At 65.0% G+C, this 23,179-nt stretch carries 20 protein-coding genes and 5 pseudogenes; 14 read left to right on the top strand and 11 right to left on the bottom strand.

Annotated features, from left to right (window positions below):
- Positions 1 to 2: 2 nt before the first annotated feature.
- From proB to HK436_RS09160, 12 genes and pseudogenes are all read left to right on the top strand, one after another.
- A pseudogene (gene proB, locus HK436_RS09205) lies at positions 3 to 1,153 on the top strand (glutamate 5-kinase).
- A complete protein-coding gene (locus HK436_RS09200; protein WP_173189039.1) occupies positions 1,137 to 2,423 on the top strand; it encodes a glutamate-5-semialdehyde dehydrogenase in 1,287 nt (428 codons plus the stop codon). The pseudogene proB and the gene HK436_RS09200 overlap by 17 nt, the downstream one beginning before the upstream one ends.
- 33 nt (positions 2,424 to 2,456) lie before the next feature.
- Positions 2,457 to 3,043: pseudogene (locus HK436_RS09195) on the top strand (nicotinate-nucleotide adenylyltransferase).
- Between the two features lie 86 nt (positions 3,044 to 3,129).
- Entirely contained in the window at positions 3,130 to 4,434 is a 1,305-nt protein-coding gene (locus HK436_RS09190; RefSeq protein ID WP_173189037.1) for an MFS transporter, read from the top strand.
- A gap of 49 nt (positions 4,435 to 4,483) precedes the next feature.
- A complete protein-coding gene (gene rsfS, locus HK436_RS09185; protein ID WP_173189035.1) occupies positions 4,484 to 4,930 on the top strand; it encodes a ribosome silencing factor in 447 nt (148 codons plus the stop codon).
- Between the two features lie 42 nt (positions 4,931 to 4,972).
- On the top strand, positions 4,973 to 5,452 hold the full coding sequence (rlmH, locus tag HK436_RS09180) for a 23S rRNA (pseudouridine(1915)-N(3))-methyltransferase RlmH (protein WP_173189034.1): 480 nt from the start codon (positions 4,973 to 4,975) through the stop codon (positions 5,450 to 5,452).
- A 92-nt stretch (positions 5,453 to 5,544) separates the two neighbouring features.
- Positions 5,545 to 6,540: a murein hydrolase activator EnvC family protein gene (locus HK436_RS09175; RefSeq protein ID WP_312860531.1), complete on the top strand. Its 996-nt coding sequence runs from the start codon at positions 5,545 to 5,547 to the stop codon at positions 6,538 to 6,540.
- Positions 6,510 to 6,857 (top strand): murein hydrolase activator EnvC family protein, encoded by a 348-nt coding sequence (locus tag HK436_RS32960; protein ID WP_312860530.1) that lies wholly within the window; start codon positions 6,510 to 6,512, stop codon positions 6,855 to 6,857. The genes HK436_RS09175 and HK436_RS32960 overlap by 31 nt, the downstream gene beginning before the upstream one ends.
- A complete protein-coding gene (locus tag HK436_RS09170; RefSeq protein ID WP_173189032.1) occupies positions 6,847 to 8,175 on the top strand; it encodes a S41 family peptidase in 1,329 nt (442 codons plus the stop codon). The genes HK436_RS32960 and HK436_RS09170 overlap by 11 nt, the downstream gene beginning before the upstream one ends.
- A 112-nt stretch (positions 8,176 to 8,287) precedes the next feature.
- The gene (locus tag HK436_RS33490) at positions 8,288 to 8,875 is read left to right on the top strand and encodes a divergent polysaccharide deacetylase family protein (protein ID WP_376769141.1); all 588 of its coding nucleotides are present in this window, start codon (positions 8,288 to 8,290) and stop codon (positions 8,873 to 8,875) included.
- A complete protein-coding gene (locus HK436_RS33485) occupies positions 8,872 to 9,468 on the top strand; it encodes a divergent polysaccharide deacetylase family protein (protein ID WP_376769140.1) in 597 nt (198 codons plus the stop codon). The genes HK436_RS33490 and HK436_RS33485 overlap by 4 nt, the downstream gene beginning before the upstream one ends.
- A 5-nt stretch (positions 9,469 to 9,473) precedes the next feature.
- Complete coding sequence (locus HK436_RS09160; RefSeq protein ID WP_173189030.1) at positions 9,474 to 9,995, top strand: RNA pyrophosphohydrolase; 522 nt, start codon at positions 9,474 to 9,476, stop codon at positions 9,993 to 9,995.
- Between the two features lie 6 nt (positions 9,996 to 10,001).
- Here HK436_RS09160 and HK436_RS09155 read toward each other — a convergent pair.
- Together HK436_RS09155 and HK436_RS09150 are read right to left on the bottom strand one after the other, a co-directional pair.
- Positions 10,002 to 11,149: pseudogene (locus HK436_RS09155) on the bottom strand (serine hydrolase domain-containing protein).
- A 223-nt stretch (positions 11,150 to 11,372) separates the two neighbouring features.
- A complete protein-coding gene (locus HK436_RS09150) occupies positions 11,373 to 12,209 on the bottom strand; it encodes an alpha/beta fold hydrolase (RefSeq protein WP_173190060.1) in 837 nt (278 codons plus the stop codon).
- Positions 12,210 to 12,438: 229 nt separating this feature from the next.
- On the opposite strand from HK436_RS09150, the gene HK436_RS09145 reads away from it, so the two are divergent.
- A complete protein-coding gene (locus HK436_RS09145; protein ID WP_173189028.1) occupies positions 12,439 to 12,963 on the top strand; it encodes a winged helix-turn-helix transcriptional regulator in 525 nt (174 codons plus the stop codon).
- 393 nt (positions 12,964 to 13,356) lie between these two features.
- On the opposite strand, the gene HK436_RS09140 is transcribed toward HK436_RS09145, so the two are convergent.
- The 7 genes and pseudogenes from HK436_RS09140 to HK436_RS09110 all read right to left on the bottom strand — a co-directional run bounded on the left by HK436_RS09140 (position 13,357) and on the right by HK436_RS09110 (position 21,459).
- Positions 13,357 to 13,764, bottom strand: coding sequence for a F0F1 ATP synthase subunit epsilon (locus tag HK436_RS09140; RefSeq protein WP_173189026.1), 408 nt, complete (start codon positions 13,762 to 13,764; stop codon positions 13,357 to 13,359).
- A gap of 103 nt (positions 13,765 to 13,867) precedes the next feature.
- Positions 13,868 to 15,472 carry a F0F1 ATP synthase subunit beta gene (atpD, locus tag HK436_RS09135; protein WP_173189024.1) on the bottom strand — a complete coding sequence of 535 codons (1,605 nt, stop codon included), beginning with the start codon at positions 15,470 to 15,472 and terminating at the stop codon, positions 13,868 to 13,870.
- A gap of 76 nt (positions 15,473 to 15,548) precedes the next feature.
- On the bottom strand, positions 15,549 to 16,424 hold the full coding sequence (locus HK436_RS09130; protein WP_173189022.1) for a F0F1 ATP synthase subunit gamma: 876 nt from the start codon (positions 16,422 to 16,424) through the stop codon (positions 15,549 to 15,551).
- Between the two features lie 32 nt (positions 16,425 to 16,456).
- Positions 16,457 to 17,986, bottom strand: coding sequence for a F0F1 ATP synthase subunit alpha (gene atpA / locus HK436_RS09125; protein WP_173189020.1), 1,530 nt, complete (start codon positions 17,984 to 17,986; stop codon positions 16,457 to 16,459).
- A pseudogene (locus tag HK436_RS09120) lies at positions 17,986 to 18,526 on the bottom strand (F0F1 ATP synthase subunit delta). Before HK436_RS09120 ends, atpA begins: the two are co-directional and overlap by 1 nt.
- A 256-nt stretch (positions 18,527 to 18,782) precedes the next feature.
- Positions 18,783 to 19,178, bottom strand: a complete 396-nt coding sequence (locus HK436_RS09115) for an AGROH133_08824 family phage infection protein (RefSeq protein WP_173189018.1) — start codon at positions 19,176 to 19,178, stop codon at positions 18,783 to 18,785.
- 101 nt (positions 19,179 to 19,279) lie between these two features.
- A pseudogene (locus HK436_RS09110) lies at positions 19,280 to 21,459 on the bottom strand (primosomal protein N').
- Positions 21,460 to 21,549: 90 nt separating this feature from the next.
- On the opposite strand from HK436_RS09110, the gene fsa reads away from it, so the two are divergent.
- Positions 21,550 to 22,203 carry a fructose-6-phosphate aldolase gene (gene fsa, locus HK436_RS09105; RefSeq protein ID WP_173189016.1) on the top strand — a complete coding sequence of 218 codons (654 nt, stop codon included), beginning with the start codon at positions 21,550 to 21,552 and terminating at the stop codon, positions 22,201 to 22,203.
- Positions 22,204 to 22,219: 16 nt separating this feature from the next.
- Here the strand turns inward: fsa and HK436_RS33480 are convergent, their stop codons facing one another.
- Entirely contained in the window at positions 22,220 to 22,615 is a 396-nt protein-coding gene (locus HK436_RS33480) for a lysophospholipid acyltransferase family protein (RefSeq protein WP_376769139.1), read from the bottom strand.
- Positions 22,612 to 23,115: a lysophospholipid acyltransferase family protein gene (locus tag HK436_RS33475; RefSeq protein ID WP_376769138.1), complete on the bottom strand. Its 504-nt coding sequence runs from the start codon at positions 23,113 to 23,115 to the stop codon at positions 22,612 to 22,614. Before HK436_RS33475 ends, HK436_RS33480 begins: the two co-directional genes overlap by 4 nt.
- Positions 23,116 to 23,179 lie beyond the last annotated feature (64 nt).

The following is a 23,179-nucleotide window of genomic DNA, read 5'->3' as shown; positions in this document are numbered from 1 at the left end:
CGATGCGCCCGCTCAAGGATTATCGCCGCATCACCGTCAAGATCGGCTCGGCGCTGCTGGTAGACCGTGCAAAAGGGTTGAAGCGCGATTGGCTGGCCTCGCTTGCCGACGACATCGGTGCGCTGGCCGCCACGGGAGCGGAGGTGCTGGTCGTATCGTCCGGCGCGATCGCACTGGGGCGCACCGTGCTGGGCCTGCAGTCGCGCACCTTGCGGCTGGAGGAAAGCCAGGCGGCGGCGGCCGTCGGCCAAATCGAGCTCGCAGGCGCCTGGGCGGAAGCACTCGCCCGCAGGAACCTGAAATCCGGACAGGTCCTTGTCACGCTCGGCGACACCGAGGAGCGGCGGCGCTACCTCTCAATGCGCGCGCCACCATCTCCACGCTGCTCAAGCTGGGCGCAGTGCCCGTCATCAACGAAAACGACACGGTCGCGACCAGCGAGATCCGCTACGGCGACAATGATCGCCTCGCCGCCCGCGTTGCGACCATGATGGGCGCCGACCTGCTCGTGCTCCTTTCCGACATCGACGGGCTCTACACCGCCCCGCCCGCGCTCGACCCGACAGCGCGCTTCATCCCGCGCGTCGAGCGCATCACGCCGGAGATCGAGGCAATGGCCGGTGCCGCTGCGTCGGAGTTCTCACGCGGCGGCATGCGCACCAAGCTCGATGCCGGCAAGATCGCGACCATTGCCGGTACGACTATGGTGATTACCGCCGGCGACAGGCTCAACCCTCTGGCGGCGATCGACGCCGGCGAACGGGCGACCTGGTTCGATGCCGCATCCGTGCCGGTGCGCGGCTACAAGACGTGGATTGCCGGCAATCTCGAGCCGGCCGGCCGCGTCACCGTCGATGCCGGCGCCGTCAGGGCGCTGAAATCCGGTAAATCGCTGCTGCCGGCGGGCGTCACGCTCGTTTCCGGCAGCTTTGCACGCGGCGACACCGTGGCGATCCTCGACCCCGCCGGACACGAGATCGCGCGTGGCCTTGTTGCCTATGATGCCCCGGATGCCGTAAGGATCGCGGGCCTGAAGACGGCCGAGATAGAGGCGGTACTGGGTTACGAGGCCCGTTCCGCCATGGTGCATCGCGACGACATGGTCATGGCGCGGGCATCCGAAGTGGAGGTTGACCATGCTGAACGTGCCTGAGGCAAAGAGCGAGGACGTCACCGCCCTGATGGCGGAGATCGGGCGCAGGGCCCGCGCGGCCTCCCGACCGCTTGCGCTGGCGACCGCCGAGCGCAAGCATGCCGCACTCGTCGCCATGGTCGAAGCGATCCGGCACGGCGAGGATGCCATCCTGCAAGCCAACGCCATCGACCTCGCCAATGGTGAGGAAGCTGGGCTTTCGCCTGCGATGATGGACCGACTGAAATTGACGCCCGACCGCATCCGCGCCCTTTCGGATGGCATCCGCACCATTGCGGAGCTACGCGACCCGGTTGGCGACGTGATCGCCGAATGGGACCGGCCCAACGGCCTCCACATCGAGCGCGTCAGGACGCCGCTCGGCGTCATCGGCGTGATCTATGAAAGCCGGCCGAACGTGACGGCCGATGCCGGCGCGCTGTGCCTGATGGCCGGCAATGCCGTCATCCTGCGCGGCGGCTCGGACTCGATCAACTCGTCCTCCGCGATCCACGCCTGCCTGGTCGAGGGCCTCAAGGCCGCGGGCCTGCCGGCGGATGCCATTCAGCTCGTGCCGACCACGGACCGCGCGGCCGTCGGCGAGATGCTCAAGGGATTGGGCGGCAATGTCGACGTGATCGTGCCGCGCGGCGGTCGCAGCCTCGTGGAGCGCGTGCAGAACGAGGCCCGCGTGCCCGTCTTCGCGCATCTCGAAGGCATCTGCCACCTCTATATCGACCGCTCGGCCAAGCTCGACATGGCCGTGCCGCTCGCAGTCAACGCCAAGATGCGGCGCACCGGCATCTGCGGCGCCGCCGAGACGTTGCTGGTCGACCGCGCCGTCGCCCAGACGCACCTTGTGCCGATCCTGCAGGCGCTTGCCGATGCGGGTTGCGAGGTCAGGGCGACGGACGAAGTCCGCGCGGCATTTTCCGCGGCCGTGCCCGCGGCCGAAGCAGATTGGTCGACCGAATATCTGGATGCGATCATTTCGGTAAAGCTGGTCGATGGCGTAGCCGGTGCGATCGATCATATCGACACATATTCGTCGCATCATACCGAGGCGATCGTCGCGGAGGATGCCGCCACCGTCGAGCGCTTCTTCAACGAGATCGATTCGGCGATCCTGCTGCACAACGCGTCCACTCAGTTCGCCGATGGCGGCGAATTCGGAATGGGCGCGGAGATCGGCATCGCCACGGGCAGAATGCACGCGCGGGGGCCCGTGGGCGTCGAGCAACTCACCTCTTTCAAATACCGCGTGCGCGGCAACGGTCAGGTCAGGCCGTAATTGCTGGACGGCGTTTCTCCCCACCACCTGCGCATGCCTCATGTCGAGAAGCGCATGCAGGTGGGGCTGTTCGGCGGGTCATTCAATCCGCCTCATGCCGGCCATTCGCTTGTCGCCGAGATTGCGCTGCGAAGCCTGCGCCTCGATCAGCTCTGGTGGATCGTGACACCCGGCAACCCGCTGAAGGCGGGCCGCGAGATCGCACCGCTCGCCGAGCGTATAGCGCTGTCGGAGGCGATCGCCACCGACCCGCGCATCAAGGTCACGGCGTTCGAGGCCGCCTATAGCGTGCGCTACACCGCCGACACGCTGGCGCTGGTACGGGCGCGCAATCCGGGGTCGATTTCGTCTGGATCATGGGCGCCGACAACCTCGCCGATTTCCACCGCTGGCAGCGCTGGCGTGAAATCGCACTGACGATGCCGATCGCGGTGATCGACCGCCCCGGTTCGACGCTGTCCTTCATGTCGTCGGTGATGGCCAAGACCTTCGACCATGCGCGCGTACCGGAGCGGCTGGCCGGGACGCTGGCACGCATGCGCCCGCCTGCATGGACGTTCATCCACGGTCCGCGCTCCCTGTTGTCATCGACTGCGATCCGCGCCGCCCGAAAGGGCTGATCCAGAACCGGCGAAGTCTCGGACCAGACCTTTTGTGTCGCATTTACTGCGGCGCAGCGCCCGCAAGCGGGTGCAGGTTTCGCCGCATGGTCGATGCAGTCGCAACCAGCACCGAATCTCCCCGCTCCGCGACGCTCGTCGCCGTGGCGAGCGTCATCGTGTCCATGGCCTGCGCGGCCGTCGGCAACGGGCTGATGTTCGCCTACATTCCGGTGCGTCTCGGCCTTTCTGGCTTCGATCCCACCTGGGCTGGCCTGATCCTCACCGGTCTTTCGGCCGGAGGCATCGCCGGCTGCCTGCTGACCGGCCTGCTCGTCCGCCGCGTCGGCCATGCGCGCGCCTTCATGATCTTCTCGGCGCTGATCGTGCTGTCCAACGCCTCGATCGGCGCCGGCGTCCATCCTGTCCTCTGGATCGCGGCGCGGGCGCTCTACGGCTTCGCGATCTGCGGCATGTTCATCGTCGGCCAGAGTTGGCTGAACGACGCCGTGGCCAACAGCGTTCGTGGCCGTGTGATGGCGATATTCTATGTCAGCTACATCGTCGGGCTCGGCGTCGGCTCGTGGCTCATGGGACTGCTGGACATTTCCGGCGCATCGATACCGCTGATAGGCATCGCCTTCACCGCGCTGTCGATCCTGCCCGTGGGCCTGACGCGATTGCCGCCGCCCCCGCCGCCGGAGCGCGCCTCCGTCGCTTTCGCACGCGCCTGGGCAATCTCGCCGGTCGGCGTCGCCGGCATGCTGGCCGTCGGCGGGCTTTCGATGATGATTGCCGGTTTCGCGCCGATCCACGCCACGGCCAGCGGATTCAGCCAGAGCCAGGTTGCAACGCTGATGTTTGCCATGCCGCTCGGAACGCTGATATTCCAGCTTCCCTTCGGCTGGGTGTCCGACCGCATCGACCGGCGCTATGTGCTGGTCGCGGCTTCGCTGCTGGTTGTCGTGGCCGGCATCGCGGCCGGCATTTTCGACGGCAGCGCGCTGCCGCTCATGATCGTCATCTACATGGTCTGGAGCGGCGCGTCGGAATCGATCTACTCGCTTTCGTCAGCCCACGCCAACGACCGCGCCACCAAGGACGATCTCGTCGCGCTCTCGAGCACCATGCTGTTTGCGTGGTCGGTTTCTGGCTTCATCGTGCCGGCGGTGGGTACCGCCCTGACCGCCGTCTTCGGTACGGCCGCCTTCATGGCCATCGCCATCGTCATAGGTGCTGCCTTCAGCGTGTTCGTGGTCGTCCGTATCGCGCGAAATCCCGCGGTACCGGCCGACGAGACCGGAAGTTTCGCGCCGATGACGGCGCAGGTTCCCCTGCCTGTCGAACTCGGTTTCGACACCGAAGACACAGTCGCACAGGATACCGAAGCCCCGAATCGCCCGATGTCTTGAAACTGTTGTTCGACTCTGCCTATCTAAGGGGTGCCGGGTGCACGAATGCATGCGGCGAGCTTGTTCTTGTCGGAAAGGAAAGACACTGAGAACAGCACTGCGGAAGAAGGCGGAAATCAAGCCTTCGCCGGCCGGGATCAGCGGCAACGCCGATGCCTCCCGCGCCCTCGAAACGGTCCTTGCCAGTCTGGACGACTCAAAGGCCGAAAACATCATCTCAATCGACATACAGGGCAAGTCCAGCCTCGGCGACTACATGGTCGTCGCGTCGGGACGATCCAACCGCCACGTTTCGGCGGTGGCCGATCACCTGATCAAGGCGCTGAAGGATGCCGGTCTCGGCCTCCCCCGCGTCGAAGGCCTCGCCAATGCAGATTGGGTCCTGATCGATTCGGGCGACGTTATCGTCCACGTCTTCCGTCCGGAGGTCCGGGAATTCTACAACATCGAAAAGATGTGGCAGGCTCCCGACTTGGAGGATGAGACGCTCCACTAGCCGTCCCTGTCCGCTTAGGGCGGGGCCTGCGGGAAGGCAGGCATGCGTATAGGCGTTCACGCCGTGGGTCGAATGAAAGCCGGCCCCGAGAGGGAGTTGGTCGACCGCTATTTCGGGCGTTTCGCCAAGGCAGGTCCGGCGATCGGACTGGAGTTTTCGGGCATCTCGGAAATTGCCGAGAGCCGCGCCAGAAGTGTGGACGAGCGGCGGCGCGAGGAAGCCGCCTTGCTCGAGACCTATCGCGGCGACGCAGCTTTGTTTCTGCTCGACGAACGCGGCAAGAACCCCACCTCGGAGGATCTGGCCCAGCGCATCGCGCGAATACGGGATGACGGCAGGCGGCAGGCGGTGTTCGCAATCGGCGGACCTGACGGCCACGATGCCGCCTCGCGCGCTGCTGCCGACATGGTCATCTCGTTCGGCGCGCAGACCTGGCCGCATCAGCTCGTCCGGGTCATGCTGGCCGAACAGCTCTACCGGGTGGCGACGATCCTTGCGGGTCATCCCTATCACCGAAGCTGAACGGCGTCGGTGGATAGCCGTCCGCCATTACATGGTTGATGGTTCGTTAACGAAGCCCCGCTAGCCTTCGAACTTTGATCGACATGCGAGACATGACGGGCAGGACCACACAGCTTCTCCTTGCAACGGCGCTGACGCTCTTCTTCGCAGCGGCAGGAGCCGCGCGTGCGCAGGATTCAGCCGAACTGGAGACCCGCCGCGCAGCGAGCGTGCTCGAACACGAGCGCATATCGCAGGCATTGACGCTGTCTGAGGAACGCGCAGCGGAGATCGCAGCCGAGATCGCATCCATACGCAAGGACAACGCGTCCCTTTCGGCCGCGCTCGTGCAGGCCGCCAAGACCGAGCGCAAGCTCAGCCAAGACGTTGCCGACATCGCCGCGCGCCTGGAAACGCTTCAGCTTCAGGAAAACGGCTTGCGTGAATCGCTTGCCGAGCGGCGTGGCGTGCTCGCCGAGGTTCTGGGTGCCCTGCAACGCATGGGGCTGAACCCGCCGCCTGCGATCCTGGTGCGCCCGGAAGACGCGCTCGCCTCGGTGCGCAGTTCCATCCTGCTGGCTGCCGTGGTGCCTGAGCTGCGCGGCGAGACCGAGGTGCTGATCGGCGACCTCAGGGAGCTTTCACGCATTGTCGCGACCATCAAGAGCGAGCAGGCGCGCCTGCTGGCAACGATAGAGGAGCAGGCCTCCGAGCAGCGACGGCTATCACTTCTTCTTGAGGAGAAGCAGCGGCTGCAGGCGACATCGGAGGAAATGCTGGCCGCGGAAAAGAAGCGCGCCGAAGAGCTGGCGGGACAGGCCAGCTCTCTGCGCGAACTGATCGACGCCCTTGAAGGCGAGATCGAGATCGCCGCACGACAGGCGGCCGAAGAGAACCGCATGGCCTCCTGGGCGAAGAATCGACCGATACGCCGAACGGAACCGGCGCACGCCAGGCTTTTGAGGCCAGTACCGAGCCATTTTCGCAGATGCAGGGACGTGTGGTCCTGCCGGTCGCCGGCCGCGTCGCGAAACGATTCGGCGAAAGCGACGATAGCGGCTCAACATTGCAGGGGGACATGGTTGCGACACATTCAGCCGCAATCGTGACCGCACCGGTCAACGGTTCGGTGCTCTATGCCGGTCCGTTCCGCTCTTACGGCCAACTCTTGATCCTCAATGCGGGAGACGGCTATCATATCGTTCTGGCGGGCATGGGCAGAATTAGCGTTTCACCGGGCCAATCCGTCCTCGCCGGAGAGCCGGTCGGCCTCATGGGCGAGACAAGAGTGGTGAGCGCCGTCGCCTTCGCCGAGGCAAGCGCCGGCCCGGAACTCTACGTAGAGTTCCGCAAGGAAGGAAAACCCGTCGATCCGGCCCCATGGTGGGCGGAGCGCGATTCTGGAAGGACAGGAAATGATACGTAAGTTGTCGCTTCTGCTTGCCGGCGCACTGATGGGCGCGTCCGCCATGAGCGTAGTCTACGGCGCCGGCGGAACGACGGCGAATGCGGCCGGGTCGGAAACCTATCGCCAGTTGGCGATCTTCGGCGACATCTTCGAGCGTGTGCGGGCGCAATACGTCACGCCGCCGGAAGAAAAGAAGCTGGTCGAAAGCGCCATCAACGGCATGCTGACCTCGCTCGATCCGCATTCCTCCTATCTCAACCCGGAAGCGGCGCAGGACATGCGCGTGCAGACGCGCGGAGAATTCGGCGGGCTCGGCATCGAAGTCACGATGGAAAGCGAGCTGGTCAAGGTGATCGCGCCGATCGAAGGCACCCCGGCGGAACGCGCGGGCGTGCTGGCAGGCGACCTCATCTCGGAGATCGACGGCACGGAAGTCCGCGGCATGTCGCTCAGCGATGCCGTCGACAAGATGCGTGGCGCCGTCGACACCGCGATCGAGCTGACGATCCTGCGCGAGGGCGCAACGGAGCCGATCAAGCTCAGCATCGTGCGCGACATCATCAAGGTGCGCGCGGTACGCCATCGCGTCGAGGAGAATGTCGGCTATCTGAAGATCAATTCCTTTACGGAAAAGACCTTCGACGACCTTCAGGCGGCGATCGAGGACATCAAGAGCCAGGTGCCGGCGGAAGATCTGCGCGGCTATGTGCTCGACCTTCGCCTCAACCCGGGCGGTCTGCTCGACCAGGCCGTCAGCGTGACCGATACCTTCCTGGATCGTGGCGAGATCGTATCGACGCGCGGCCGCGACCCGAAGAACATCACCCGCTTCGATTCGCGCCCTGGTGACGAGATCGACGGCAAGCCGCTGGTGATTCTCATCAATGGCGGCTCGGCCAGCGCCTCGGAAATCGTGGCCGGCGCCTTGCAGGACCACCGTCGCGCCACCGTCCTGGGCACGCAGTCCTTCGGCAAGGGATCGGTGCAGACCATCATCCCGCTGGCGGAAAACGGCGCGTTGTTGCGGCTCACCACGGCGCTCTATTACACGCCGGCCGGAACGTCGATCCAGGGCAAGGGCATCACGCCCGACATCAAGGTCGAGCAGCCGCTGCCGGAAGAGCTTCAGGGACGCGACGTCTCGCGCGGCGAGTCGGACCTGAAGGGCCACATCAAGGGTACTGAGGAGGACGAGACCGGCTCGGGCTCGGTCGCTTATGTCCCGCCGGATCCCAAGGACGACATACAGCTTGGCTACGCGCTCGACCTGCTGCGCGGCGTCAAGACCGACCCTGCGTTCCCGCCGGATCCCGATCAGGCAGTACTGAACCAGTAGCGTATCCCGGTTCCGGCTTCCCGCCGGTCCTGGCCAGTTATCCGCGTCGGCGTTCCACCTCGGACGCCGGCGCGGTTTTACGAATCGACCCGCGCAAGGACGTTCGCTGCCCGTGAACAAAGCCTCTCCCGAAAAAGACATCGACAAGCCGCTGGGCGTGGGTAGCGGGAGACGCGGTGCCGGCCGAAAAACGCACCGTCGCCTGCGCGCCGGTCAGGTCGTTCTGGCACTCGCCGGTCTCTGCCTGTTCGGAACTGCCGGCTTCATCGCCCTGGGTGACGATCCTTTCCGCACACCACAGCAGGTCGTCGTATCGACGCCCGAGCAAACGCCGGAAGCCGGAACGGCGACAGCCAGCGAAACCGCCGCTGCATATCCCGATCGTTCGGCCGCAGATGGCCCCTCGATCATCAAGGTGGAGCCGTCGGATACAGACGAGAGCAGCAATGTCGTGATCATTCGCGACCCGTCCTCGCTCGGTCAGAATCCGCGCACCGCGCATCTGCCCGACAGGGCGCTGATAGAGGACACGGACATTGGCCCGCTGCCGATAAGAGCGGCCGACGGACGCCGGGCCTTCGACGTCTATGCGCGCCCGTGGTCCGGAACCCGTGGCGCCCGTGTGGCGATCGTCATCGGGGGCTCGGCGTCTCCCAGACCGGCACACAGGAGGCGATCGCCAAGCTGCCGCCGGAGGTGACGCTCGCTTTCGCCAGCGGCGGCAACAGCCTCGACCGCTGGATGCAGTCAGCCCGTCGCGAAGGCCACGAAATCGTCATGCAGGTGCCGCTGGAGCCCTTCGATTACCCGTCAGTGGATCCGGGCCGCAACACGCTGACGGTGGAGGCCGATCCGGTCGAGAACCGCGACCGGCTGCATTGGGCGCTTTCGCGCATCACCAACTACACCGGCGTGATGAACTACATGGGCGGACGCTTCGTCACCAGCGAGCCGGCGATGACGCCCTTCTTCGGCGAACTTGCCAAGCGCGGCCTGATGTATCTCGACGACGGTTCCTCGGCGCGCAGCATCGCACCGGACACCGCGCGGCGACAGGGCGTTCCCTTTGCCGCCGTCGATATCGCGATCGATGGCGAACGGGACCGCGGCGCTATCCTCAAGAAGCTCGACGAAGCAGAGCGCACCGCGCGCGCCAAGGGTTTCGCGGTCGCGACCGGCTCGGCTTTCGAGGTTACCGTGGACGCGGTTTCCACGTGGGCCGAGGAAGCGAAACGACGGGGCATCGAGATCGTGCCGATCTCGGCAATCGCGGAAGATCCCGAGAGAGGCTGATTTCCATGACGAAGAACAAGACGGTCGACCCCGAGAACCTTCCCTACCGGCCTTGCGTCGGCATCATGGTGCTGAACCGCGAGGGGCTCGTGTGGGCGGGCCGCCGCATCGCTTTGAGCGACAGCGAAATGGCGGGAACCGACCGGCTCTGGCAGATGCCGCAGGGCGGCATCGACAAGGGCGAGGACCCGCTCCCGGCAGCCATGCGCGAGCTCTACGAGGAGACCGGCATGCGTAGTGTCACCTTGCTGGCGGAAGCGCCCGACTGGATCAACTACGACCTGCCGCGCGATCTCGTCGGCATCGCGCTCAAGGGCAAATATCGCGGCCAGACACAGAAATGGTTCGCCTTCCGGTTCGACGGCGACGAGAGCGAGATCGCCATCAACCCGCCTCCCGGCGGGCACGAGGCCGAGTTCGACGCATGGGCCTGGAAGCCGATGGCCGAATTGCCGGAGCTTATCGTGCCCTTCAAACGCAAGGCCTATGAAGAGGTCATAGGAGCCTTCCGGCACCTCGCCGCATAGGCCCCGTCAGTCGTCTATCGCGGTGTAGGCGCCCGTCCAGAAATCGCGGAAATGCAGTGGCATAGTCGGCGAATCCATCATCCGCTGCGTCATCAATATGCCGATCAGGCCTTCGGCGGGGTCGGCATAGGCCGAGGTGCCGTAGCCGCCATCCCAGCCGAAGCGCCCAGACGACATCTCGATCTCGTCGCGACGCAGATCGACAGCGATGCCTAAACCCCATCCGCGATTGCCGTTGAAGAACATCGCCCCGTGCGGGCCGGACTTCTGTTGCGCGCTCAGGTGGTCGCGCGTCATCAGCGCGACGGCCGGCCGCGACAGCAGCCGTCGGCCCTCATATATGCCGCCGGCAAGCATCATGCGGCTGAAAGCGAGATAGTCGTCGGCAGTGGATACCAGCCCCCGCTACCCGATTCGAAAGGCGGCTGGCTTGCAAAATCTCCAGCCACCGGCTCCTCGTGCACGACCAGTCGGCCCGACTGATGGTCCTTGTGGTAGAAGGTGGCGAACCTGTCGAGCTTGTCGGCAGGTACGAAGAACCCGGTATCCTTCATGGCGAGCGGGTCGAAGATGCGCTCACGAAGCAGGTCGCCCAGCGGCTTTCCGCTTGCGCGCGACAACAGGATGCCGGCGACATGCATGCCGGTATCGTAGAGCCAGCCATCGCCCGGCTGATGCGCGAGCGGCAGTTCGCCAAGGCGTTTCATGTATTCTTCCGGCGAGCCGTCGAAGAGGTCGACACCGGGGGCCACGCCACGCTCTTCCATGGCGAACTGGATCGGGTATGCGCTCGGCCAGACCATGATCGCCCCGAGCCCGAAGCGCAGTGTCAGGAGGTCCCGCAGCGTAATCGGGCGATTGGCCGGAACGGTGTCGGCGAGATCGCTTTCCAGGCTGCGCAACACCTGCCTGTTCGCAAGCTCCGGCAGCAACACATCAACCGGGTCGTCGAGCCGCAGAACGCCCTCTTCGACCAGTATCATGGCCGCCGCGGCCGTGACCGGCTTGGTGATCGATGCGATGCGGAAGATCGTGTCGCGCCGCATCGGCGTGCCACCGAGTGCCTGCCTGCCGCCCGTAAGAACATGCGTTTCGCCGTTGCGGTGAACCAGTGCGACGAAGCCCGGCAGGTCGCCGCGCTCGACATGGCCCATGAGATTGGCCTTCATCCTTTCCAGCCTTTCCGCCGAAAGATTGCTGCTTGATGACTTTGGAGACGCCGCAGCGCCCTTGCTTGTCGACACCGCGCCCGTCTGACGATCCGGCTCGCCGCCACTGGCGGCAAGTGCAGGGGCGGACAGAAAGGCGCCGGCGGCTGCGGCCTTGAACATGTTGCGACGATCTATACTGGTCATGGCTCGGCTCCACAATTCCGGTTCATTCGGCAGCGCTGTGCGCTGCGATTTCGTTGATCATCCGTGGCCAGTCCAGCGGATGGAGCTCGTGCCCGCCACCCTCGATCGCGACGAAACGGGACAGCGGCGCGATCCGCGCGATCTCACGGCCGTGCTCGACCGGGAACACCGGGTCGGATGTTCCGTGGATCACGAGCAGCGGCACGCGCAGCCGTGCCAGGCAACCGGACCAGTCGCGCTTGGCGTCGACCAGAAAATGATTGGTCGTGCTGAGAAAGTTTCGCGCACGGGCGACATCCTGCTCGACGAACTGCCGCGCAGCGGCAGCATCGTAAGGATGCCTGGTGCTGGCGATCATGCGCGTATCCTCGACGACATAGTCGATGACCTGGCCAAGGTCGGACCAGTCCACCTTCTCGCCGTCGGCGCCGTGCTGTTTGTATGCTTCGCTCATGCCCGGCAGGCGGGCCGTATCGACACCCATCGGCGATGTGCTGATAAGCGTGAGGGTGCTGACCCTATCAGGGGTGCCGAACGCGGCAAGCTGGGCGATCATACCGCCGAGTGACATGCCAACGACGTGGGCTTCGTCGATCCCGTATGCATCGAGCACGGCAAACGCGTCGTCGGCCATGTCTTCCATCGAATAGGACACACTTCCCGGCTCATAGCCGGTCGAAAGTCCCGTATCGCGGTTGTCGTAGCGGATGACATGGCGGCCGCGCGCCGCGAGCGCCCGGCAGAACGCCTCCGGCCACCACAGCATGGACGCCATGGCGCCCATGATGAGCAGCACGGGCGGGTCCGCCGGGTCACCGAAAGCTTCAGTCGCGAGTTCCGCATCGCCATTGGGGATCATCTTCGTCATTGCCTTCGCCTCCTCCGTTGGGTCTCTGCCCGCATGTCCGATCGACCGATTGGCAAGTGAAAGCGACGGCACCGCACCTTTGTCAGCCTGCCCACGCGCCTCAATAACCTTGGAAGTAAAGCCCGCTGCCGGTCGTTCCCCCGCCTTAGCAGTTGCATGTCGCAATCGGTTGTCTTATTTCATAACTGATGCGATATTGCAATCGGTTTTGGAGAGCAGCATGAATGAACGGCATCGGTCGGGTTGCCCGATCAACCTCACGCTCGAGATTCTCGGCGACAAATGGAGCCTGCTGATCATTCGCGACATGATGTTCGGCAATCGCCGCCATTTCCGTGAGCTGCTGCATGGCTCCGAGGAGGGCATCGCTTCGAACATCCTGGCCGACCGGCTCAAGCGCCTGCTGGCGCAGGGTGTGATCTCCAAGCGCGACGATCCGAGCCACAAGCAGAAGGCGATCTACAGCCTGACGGAGCGTGGCGTGGAACTGCTGCCGATCTTCGCGCATATCGGCGCCTGGGGGCGACGCTACCTGCCCGTCAGCGAGGAACTGAGCATCCGGGCGCAACTTCTGGAGGAAGGCGGGCCGGTCATGTGGGAACGCTTCATGCAGGAACTGCGCGCCGAGCATATCGGCGCCGCGCCGGGTGAACAGGCCGCAGCCTCACCAACCGTGCGCGAGGAACTGCAAGCGGCCTACCAGGCCGTCATGACCCGAAAAGCGAAGGCAGCGCAGGAGGCGTGAGGCGCGCACTGGTGAGCCTGCGGCGGCAGCGCCCACCTCTTCCGCGTCATCCCGGAAGCTGAAGCGCAGCGAAGGCTATCCGGGACCCATTGGCCACGAGACCGTGTGGCGCGGCCCGGTTCAGGAGGTCGCGCCGATCATCCCCCGCTGAGAAAACCCGTCACCCGGCCGCGCTGCTCAATGGGTCCCGGCTCGGCGGTCGCTCCGCTCACTTGGCCGGAATGACGGCAGGGAGGTTCCGTCCAGTCTTCAGTGTTGGCGACTGGCAGGAAACATCCATGACGACGGCATCCCGACCAACAAGCCTAGGAAAGATGAGCCGGCAATGCCGGCACCCCATACGCAAAGGCCGGCTTGCGCCGGCCTTTTGAATAATGTCCCTGCTGCCAGCAATCAGGCGGGCAGGATAGCGCCTTCGAGCGTGGTGAGCTGAGCGAGAAACTGCTCGGCCTTAGTACGGCTCTCGTCGTCCCTGGCGTCGGAAACGTCTTCCTTCGCTTCCTGGATACGGCGTGCGAGGTCCGCGCGGTCGATGTCTTTCACGGCGACGGCCGATTCGGCCAGCAACGTGCAGCCTTCCGGCAGGATGTCGGCGAAGCCGCCGAACACCACGTAGCGCTGCTCGGCGCCAGACACCGGCTTGACGGTGACGACGCCCGGCTTGACCGTGGTCATCACCGGCGCGTGCTTGGCCATGACCGTCATCTCGCCTTCCGTCCCCGGAATCACGACCGACTCGACCTGCTCCGAGATCAGAAGCCGCTCGGGCGAGACCAGTTCGAATTTGTAGGGTTCAGCCATGTTTCATTAGCGAGCAGGGAAAGACGAACAGGGAATGGTTTTCAGAACCAATCCGCCAGAAGCCTGTTCCCTATTCGCTACTCCCTATTCGCTATTGCCCAGCTTAAGCCGCTTCCGCAGCCAGCTTCTGTGCCTTCTCGACCGCTTCCTCGATGGAGCCGACCATGTAGAAGGCCGCTTCCGGGAGGTGATCGTATTCGCCGGCAACCAGGCCCTTGAAGCCCTTGATGGTGTCGGCGAGGTCGACGAGCTTGCCCGGGGCGCCCGTAAACACTTCGGCCACGAAGAACGGCTGCGACAGGAAGCGCTCGATCTTGCGGGCGCGGGCAACGGTCAGCTTGTCCTCTTCGGAAAGCTCGTCCATGCCCAGGATCGCGATGATGTCCTGCAGCGACTTGTAGCGCTGCAGCGTCTGCTGCACGTCGCGGGCAACTGCATAGTGCTCTTCACCGACGATCTGCGGGTCGAGCATGCGCGAGGTCGAGTCGAGCGGATCCACCGCCGGGTAGATGCCCTTCTCGGCGATCGAGCGGTTCAGCGTCGTCGTCGCGTCAAGGTGCGCGAACGAGGTTGCAGGCGCAGGGTCGGTCAAGTCATCGGCCGGCACGTAGATGGCCTGCACCGAGGTGATCGAGCCCTTCTGCGTGGTGGTGATGCGCTCCTGCAGCGCGCCCATGTCGGTGGCGAGCGTCGGCTGGTAGCCCACGGCCGAAGGAATTCGGCCGAGAAGCGCCGACACTTCCGAACCCGCCTGCGTGAAGCGGAAGATGTTGTCGACGAAGAACAGCACGTCCTGGCCCTGGTCGCGGAAATACTCGGCGACCGTCAGGCCGGTGAGGCCGACGCGCGCACGCGCACCGGGCGGCTCGTTCATCTGGCCGTACACGAGTGCCGCCTTCGAGCCTTCGCCGCCGCCCTTCTTGTTGACGCCGGACTCGATGAACTCGTGATAGAGATCGTTGCCCTCGCGGGTGCGCTCGCCGACGCCGGCGAACACGGAGTAGCCGCCATGCGCCTTGGCGATGTTGTTGATCAGTTCCTGGATCAGAACGGTCTTGCCGACGCCGGCGCCGCCGAACAGGCCGATCTTGCCGCCCTTGGCGTAGGGAGCGAGAAGGTCGATGACCTTGATGCCTGTGACGAGGATCGCGGCTTCCGTCGACTGCTCGATATATTCGGGCGCGGGCGCGTGGATCGGACGCATCTCGGTCGCGTTGAGCGGCCCTTCCTCGTCGATCGCCTCACCGATCACGTTGATGATGCGGCCGAGCATTTCGGGGCCGACCGGAACGGAGATCGCGGCACCGGTATCGGTAACCGCCTGGCCGCGTACGAGACCCTCGGTGGAGTCCATGGCGATGCAGCGCACCGTGTTCTCACCCAGGTGCTGGGCGACTTCGAGCACAAGGCGGTTGCCCTGGTTGTCGGTCTCCAACGCGTTCAGGATCGCCGGCAGATCGCCTTCGAATGATACGTCGACGACGGCGCCGATGACCTGGCGGACCTTGCCGGTAGCACCGGTTGCCTTGACGCGCGGCGCGGCGCTGGTCTTGGTTGCCGCCGCCTTGGCCGGAGCGGCCTTGCGTGCGGCCGGAGCCTTTGCAGCAGCCGCCTTGGGCGCAGCCGCTTTGGTGGCAGCCGCCTTCGGCGCTGCTGCGGCCTTGGCGGTGGTCGCCGGGGCCTTCTTGGGGGTAGCTGCTTTAGCCATCGTAAATACCCTCTTTCGTGTTCCTGTTGTCCGTCCGGTCGCCGCAGGGGCCGCCCGGCCCCGCGCCTGTCGGCGGCTAGAGCGCTTCCGCGCCTGAAATGATCTCGATCAGTTCCTTGGTGATCTGCGCCTGGCGCTGGCGGTTATAGGTGATCGAGAGCTTGTTGATCATGTCGCCCGCATTGCGCGTGGCGTTGTCCATCGCTGTCATCTTCGCGCCCATCTCGCCGGCAGCATTCTCCAGCAGCGCGCGGAAGACCTGCACTGCAATGTTGCGCGGGATGAGGTCTGCGAGGATGTCGCCCGCCTCCGGCTCATACTCGTAGACGGCGCCGCCATTTGCCTCGCCGTCGACCGCCGGGGCGGAAGCGGGAATGATCTGCTGCGCCGTTGGCACCTGGCTGATGACCGACTTGAACTGCGAGTAGAACAGCGTTGCGACGTCGAACCCGCCTTCGTTGAAGAGCGAGATCACCTTCTTGGCGATGCCGTCGGCATGCACGAAGCCGACCTGCTTGGCGTCACGCAGCTCGACCCGGTCGATGATCTTGTCGGCGAAGTCGCGGCGCAGGATGTCGTAGCCCTTCTTGCCGACGGTGATGATCTTCACCGTCTTGCCCTCGCTGAGCAGCTTGCGGGCATGATCGCGGGCAAGGCGGGCGATCTGCGAGTTGAAGCCGCCGCACAGACCGCGCTCGGCAGTCGCGACGACCAGAAGATGCACGTCGTCCTTGCCTGTGCCGGCCATCAGCGGCGGCGCATCCGACGCCGAAACCGCCTGACCGATATTGGCCATCACCGCTGCCATGCGCTCCGAATAGGGGCGCGCGGCCTCGGCCGCCTCCTGGGCACGGCGCAGCTTCGCCGCGGCGACCATCTGCATCGCTTTGGTGATCTTCTGCGTCGCCTTGACCGAGGCGATGCGGTTTCGAAGGTCTTTCAGTGAAGCCATGAGGCTAACCTATCCCCTTTGTCCGGCAAGCCTCAGACGAAGTTCTTGGCGAAGGCGTCGATCTCGGCCTTGAGCTTGGCGCGCAGGTCGTCCGACAGCGCCTTCTCCTTGCGGATCGCGTCGAGCACCGCCTTACCGTCAGAACGCATGTGCGACAGCAGGCCCTGCTCGAACTTCGACACCTGGTTGATGGCGAGGTTGTCGAGGTAGCCATTGACGCCGGCGAAGATCACCGCGACCTGCTCTTCCGTCTTCAGCGGCGAGAACTGCGGCTGCTTGAGCAGCTCGGTCAGGCGCGCACCGCGGTTGAGCAGACGCTGCGTGGCAGCGTCGAGATCGGAGCCGAACTGCGCGAAGGCAGCCATCTCGCGATACTGCGCGAGCTCGCCCTTGATCGAGCCGGCAACCTGCTTCATCGCCTTGATCTGCGCGGCCGAGCCGACGCGGGACACCGACAGACCGACGTTCACGGCCGGACGAATGCCCTGGAAGAACAGGTTGGTTTCGAGGAAGATCTGGCCGTCGGTGATCGAGATCACGTTGGTCGGGATGTAGGCCGACACGTCGTTGGCCTGCGTCTCGATGACCGGAAGCGCGGTCAGCGAGCCGGCACCCATGTCGTCGTTCATCTTCGCAGCGCGCTCGAGCAGGCGGGAGTGCAGGTAGAAGACGTCGCCCGGATAGGCTTCACGGCCGGGCGGACGGCGCAGCAGAAGCGACATCTGGCGGTAAGCCACGGCCTGCTTGGACAGATCGTCATAGGCGATCAGCGCATGCTTGCCGTTGTCGCGGAAATATTCGCCCATGGCGCAGCCGGAGAACGGCGCGATGTACTGCAGCGGCGCCGGATCCGAAGCGGTCGCGGCGATGATGATCGAATATTCCAGCGCGCCGCGCTCTTCGAGCACCTTCACGAGCTGCGCGACGGTGGAGCGCTTCTGGCCGACGGCAACGTAGACGCAGTAGAGCTTCTGGCTCTCGTCGTCGCCATCGTTGAGCGGCTTCTGGTTGAGGAAGGTGTCGAGAATGATCGCGGTCTTGCCGGTCTGACGGTCGCCGATGACGAGCTCGCGCTGGCCACGACCGACCGGGATCAGGGCGTCGATGGCCTTCAGGCCGGTCGACATCGGCTCGTGCACCGACTTGCGCGGGATGATGCCGGGCGCCTTGACGTCGACGCGGCGGCGCTCCTTGGCCTTGATCGGGCCCTTGCCGTCGATCGGGTTGCCGAGGGCGTCGACCACGCGGCCGAGCAGCTCGGGACCGACAGGCACGTCCACGATGGCGCCGGTGCGCTTGACGGTATCGCCTTCCTTGATGTCACGGTCGTTGCCGAAGATAACGACGCCGACATTGTCGGCTTCGAGGTTCAGCGCCATGCCACGGATGCCGCCGGGGAACTCGACCATTTCGCCGGCCTGGACATTGTCGAGGCCGTAGACGCGGGCGATGCCGTCACCGACGGAGAGAACCTGACCAACCTCGGAAACCTCGGCCTCTTTGCCGAAATTCTTGATCTGGTCCTTGAGAATTGCGGAAATTTCCGCGGCGCGGATATCCATCAGCCGACCTCTTTCAGTGCGAGCTTAAGCGAAGCGAGTTTGGTTTTGAGCGACGTGTCGATCTGGCGCGAGCCCATCTTGACCACCATGCCGCCGAGAAGGGTGGGATCCACCGTCAGGTTCACCGCAACATCCTTGCCGGCCACCGTCTTGAGCGCGGCAGTCAGTTCGGAGCGCTGTGCGGCGGTGAGTTCGTGCGCCGAGGAAACCTCGGCGGCGACCTCGCCGCGCGCCTCGGCCGCGATGCGACGGAAGGCGCGGATCATGCCGGGAACGGCGAAGAGACGGCGGTTGCGCGCAACCACGCGCAGGAAATTGCCGGTAAGGCCAGTGATCTTGGCCTTGTCCACAATGGCGGAGATCGCCTTGAACTGGTCAGGCCGAGAACACGGGGCTCTCGATCAGTCGCCGCATATCGGCGCTGCCTTCGATCAGTGTTTCGAAGCGCGAAAGCTCGGATTCGACCTTGGCCACGGAGTTGGCTTGTGAAGCCAGTTCATGGAGCGAACCCGCATAGCGTTCGGCCACTCCGGAGATCATCGAGCCAGACTGTGCCACGGACCGTCTTTTCTCTCTGCCTGACAGGTCAGAAGATTTTCCGCTGGAGCATCGGACTCTGGCTAAATCTTTGACCTTGTTGAAATTTCTCAGCCGGAACTATGGGCTTGCCGCATCCCCCTGCCGAAAGTCGCTTGCCGTCTAGCACAGGCTTTCCCGACTCGCAACAAGGCGAAAGGTAAGGATTTGCGGCAGTTTTGTCGCAGTCAGCGCGCGAAGGTGCGAGCCTGGCGCGGAATCAGGCGATGAAGCCAACCGCAAACGACAGAGCCAGTCCCGCGAGCGCGATTTCGATCACCAGCCACAGCCAGTTATAGATCGTGTTGCCGTCGTCGGAGAGCATCGAGATGATGCGGCCGAACGCCGTCAGCCCCCAGCACAGGCCAAGCGACAGGTACAGCAACGGCTGCGCGAGCAGGATGCAGGCAAGCCCGCTGCCGAGATAGAAGCCGGACATCGTCGCCCGCGCCTCGGACACGGCCTCCGGATGCTCGGGAATCGTCTGCAGGCGCAGTGCCTTGAGCGTGAGGCCGGGCGCGAACAGCATCAACAGGCCGAAGATGAGCGTAACGGCCGCTGCCGACCAGGCCAGCCACTCGCCCTGGCTCACCGGCCACGGAAACGCGAATTCCATGATCATCCCCTCAAATCGAATCGCGACGCGACATTAGCGAATGCCGGAGGCGCTGTCGCGCAGGAGTGCACGATGCTGGCGCGCATGTCCTGGCACCCTCCTCACAAGAAGCTCTGCGGATCGATGTCGACCGACACGCGCACCGAACCGCGCGGCCTTTCCGCCGCCGCCACCATCGCACGGACGAAGCCCTGCATGTCGGAGCGCCTTTCGCCGTGGATCAGCAGGCGGAAGCGGTGGCGGCCCGCCACCAGCGCGAGCGGCGCCTCTGCCGGCCCCAGCACCGAAATGTCGGCGGCAGCCGGCGCCGCGCGCCGCAACGCCCTACCGTGACTTTCGGCCTCGGCGCGCGTTGCGGCGCTGATGATGATCGCCGCGAGCCGGCCGAATGGAGGCAGCCCCGCGCGTTCGCGCTCGGCGATCTCGCGCTCGTAGAACGATTCGGCATCGCCTGAGACGAGCGCCTGCATCACCGGATGCGCGGGCTGGTAGGTCTGGATCAGGCCGAGGCTCTTGCGACCGGTGCGGCCTGCGCGGCCGGTCACCTGACTCAGAAGCTGGAAAGTGCGCTCGGCGGCGCGCGGGTCGCCGTTTGCAAGGCCGAGATCGGCATCCACCACGCCCACCAGCGTCATGTTCGGGAAATTGTGCCCCTTGGCGACGAGCTGGGTGCCAATGACGATGTCGGCCTCGCCCTTGGCGATCGCGTCGAGCTCAAGCCGCAGCCGCTTCACGCCGCCCAGCATGTCGGACGACAGCACGATGGTGCGCGCGTCGGGGAAGCGTCCCACCACCTCCTCGGCGATCCGCTCCACGCCCGGCCCGCAGGCGACCAGATGGTCGAGCGCACCGCATGAGGGACAGGCTTCCGGACGCGGCTCGGTATGGGCGCAATGGTGGCAGACGAGCTGCCCGCGAAACCGATGCTCCACCAGCCAGCTCGAACAGCTCGGGCACTGGAAGCGGTGTCCGCAGACGCGGCACAGCGTCAACGGCGCATAGCCGCGGCGGTTGAGGAAGAGCAGCGCCTGTTCGCCGCGCGCGACCGTCTTTTCCACCTCGCCCAGCAGGACCGGAGACAGGAACCCGCCCCGCGCCGGCGGGCTGCGGCGCATGTCGATGGCGCGCAGGTCGGGCATCGCGGCTTCCGCAAAACGGGCCGGCAGCACGACGCGCTCGTATCGCCCTGATCGGCGTTGACGCGGCTCTCCACGGCCGGCGTTGCAGATGCCAGCACCACGGGAAAGCCCCCGATATGGCCGCGCACCACGGCCATGTCGCGCGCCGAGTAATAGACACGGTCCTCCTGCTTGTAGGCCGGGTCGTGTTCCTCGTCGACGACGATCAGCCCGAGATCGTTGAACGGCAGGAAAAGTGCCGAGCGCGCGCCGGCCACCACCCGTACCCGGCCTTCCGCAACCTGCCGCCAGACGCGCTCCCGCATCCTCGGCGACAGATCGGAATGCCATTCGGCGGGCTTGGCGCCGAAGCGATCGTGAAAGCGATCGAGGAAGGCCGCAGTCAGCGCAATTTCGGGCACCAGCACCAGTACCTGCCGGCCAGCCTTCACAGCCGCCGCGATCGCCTCGAAATAGACCTCCGTCTTGCCCGAACCGGTCACGCCGTCGAGCAGCGTGACGGAAAAGCCGCCACGCGCCTTGTCGCTCAACGTGCCCGCCGCATCCCGCTGGTCGAGCGTCAGGTCGGCCGTAGCATAGGCCGGGTCGGGCGCGGCGACGACCGGCGGTGGGGGAATCTTGACCGCCTCGAACAGACCCTGTGCCTTGAGGCCATCGACAACCGTGAGTGAGACGCCCGCCGCATGCGCCAGGCCTGAACGCGTCCACGCCATGCCGTCGCGCGCCAGTTCCAGCACGCGAGCCCGCGCCGCTGTCGCCCGTTCGGGCTCGCCCCCGGCGAAGACCAGACCTTCCAGCGGCGGCTCGGGGTCGAATGCGGCCGGCGCGCGCAGGAACATGCGCGCGACCATGCCTGGCGGCGACAGCGTGTAGGCCGCAACCCAATCGACGAACCGGCGGTCAGCATCGGCCAGCGGCGGACAGTCGAACACCTCGCTGATCGGCCGCAGCTTCTTCGCGTCGACCCTGTCGGTCGGCGTATCCCAGACGATGCCCGCCACCTCGCGCGGACCGAGCGGCACGCGCACGATCGACCCCGGGCCGACAACCATGCCATCGGGCACCGCATAGGAATAGGGCCGCTCCGCCGGCATCGGCACAAGCACGGGAACGATTCTGTTTCTGGACGAATCTTCGCTCATCGGACGTGACCTTGCCCGCTTCCTGCGTTAGAGCAAGGGCCAATGCGAAGCGACGGCGCCACCGTCGCGAGACTGTCAGGGAAAGAGACCATGAAGTTCTTCGTCGATACCGCCGATGTGAAGGAAATCCGCGAGCTCAACGATTTGGGCCTTCTGGATGGCGTGACCACCAACCCTTCGCTCATCCTCAAATCGGGCGGCAACATCACGGAAGTCACCAAAGAAATCTGCTCGATCGTCGAAGGCCCCGTCTCTGCCGAGGTCGTGGCGACCGAATACAACGAGATGATGCGCGAAGCCGACGTGCTGTCGAAAATCGCCGACAACATCTGCATCAAGGTGCCTCTGACGCTCGACGGGCTGAAGGCCTGCAAGGCGATCACCTCCGGCGGCCGCCTCGTCAACGTCACGCTGTGCTTCTCGGCCAATCAGGCGCTGCTGGCCGCCAAGGCCGGCGCGACCTTCATCTCGCCCTTCATCGGCCGCATCGACGACATGGGCGTCGACGGCATGGAGCTGATCTCCGAGATCCGCACCATCTACGACAATTACGGCTTCAACACCGAGATCCTCGCCGCCTCCATCCGCACCGTGAACCACGTCAAGCAGGCCGCTCTGATCGGCGCCGACGTCGCCACCGTGCCGCCGGCAACGCTGAAGGCGCTGGTCAAGCACCCGCTGACCGACAAGGGCCTGGAAGCCTTCCTCGCCGACTGGGCAAAGACCGGCCAGAAGATCGGCTGAGCCGGTTAGCTACGGATTATGATCGCGTGAATATGGCGGCCGGGTCGGCCGCCATTTTTTCGACCGTGTGCTGCTGCAGCAGCGCGGCGACCTCGCCCGGCTCGCCGTCGAGCAGATCGGGCGCGATCGGCTTTCCGATGGTGATGCGGAAAGCGTCCTGCTTCTTGTTCAGCAGTTCGTGAAAGACCGTCATGTCACGCAGTTCGGTCGAATATTTCGACAGAAGGTAGAACAGGCCGGAATTGCGCGCCGTGAGGCGGGCCGGGACGACCGGGACGCCGAAGCGCCGGGCAAGTGCGACCACCGATCCCTGCCACGGCCGTTCGGTCAGCTTGCCCTCGTTCCAGTAGGCAATACGCCCCGAAGGGAACAGCACCACCGCCTTGCCGTCGCCGAAGGCGCGCGCGGTCATGGCGAGCGTGTCGCGGCTCTTGGAGTGCGACTTCTCCCCTGGCGCCATTCCACCGGGATGATCAGATCGCGGAAACCGGCCGCCACGCGCAGCGCATCGCGGTTGGCGAAAATCGCCATGTCGGGCCGGCATCCCTTCAGCAGGTCGAAGACCGCGATGCCGTCGGCAATGCCGGTCGGATGGCTAGGCGCCAGAATGAACGCGCCCTCTTTCGGAAGGTTTTCGGTGCCGGTCGCTGTAACGTCCAGCGAAAGCAGGCGGCTCAGATAGTCGAACGCGTCCCAGCCCGACATCGGACCGATGTCGTTCGCCATGGACACGGCCTGCCGGTAGTGGAAGGTGCGATAGATGATCGGCCGCAGGACCGGCCAGAGCGGGCTGCGGGAAAGCCGGGTCGCGCGCTCGGCGATAAGCTGATCGACGATATGCTTCACTTGCGAACCGGCTCGTTCGTTCTCAAGCGCTGAGACCACTGAACCGGGCATCGACCTGAATTCCATTGGCAACCACTCCGTCGGGCCATGACTGGCTTAGGAAAGTGACAGCGCAGTGACAGGCCGAACT

The sequence above is a fragment of the Neoaquamicrobium sediminum genome (genome assembly GCF_013240295.1).
Classification (GTDB): domain Bacteria; phylum Pseudomonadota; class Alphaproteobacteria; order Rhizobiales; family Rhizobiaceae; genus Aerobium; species Aerobium sediminum.
Note: the sequence above shows the minus strand (reverse complement) of the source record. Positions and strands in the feature narration are given on the sequence as shown.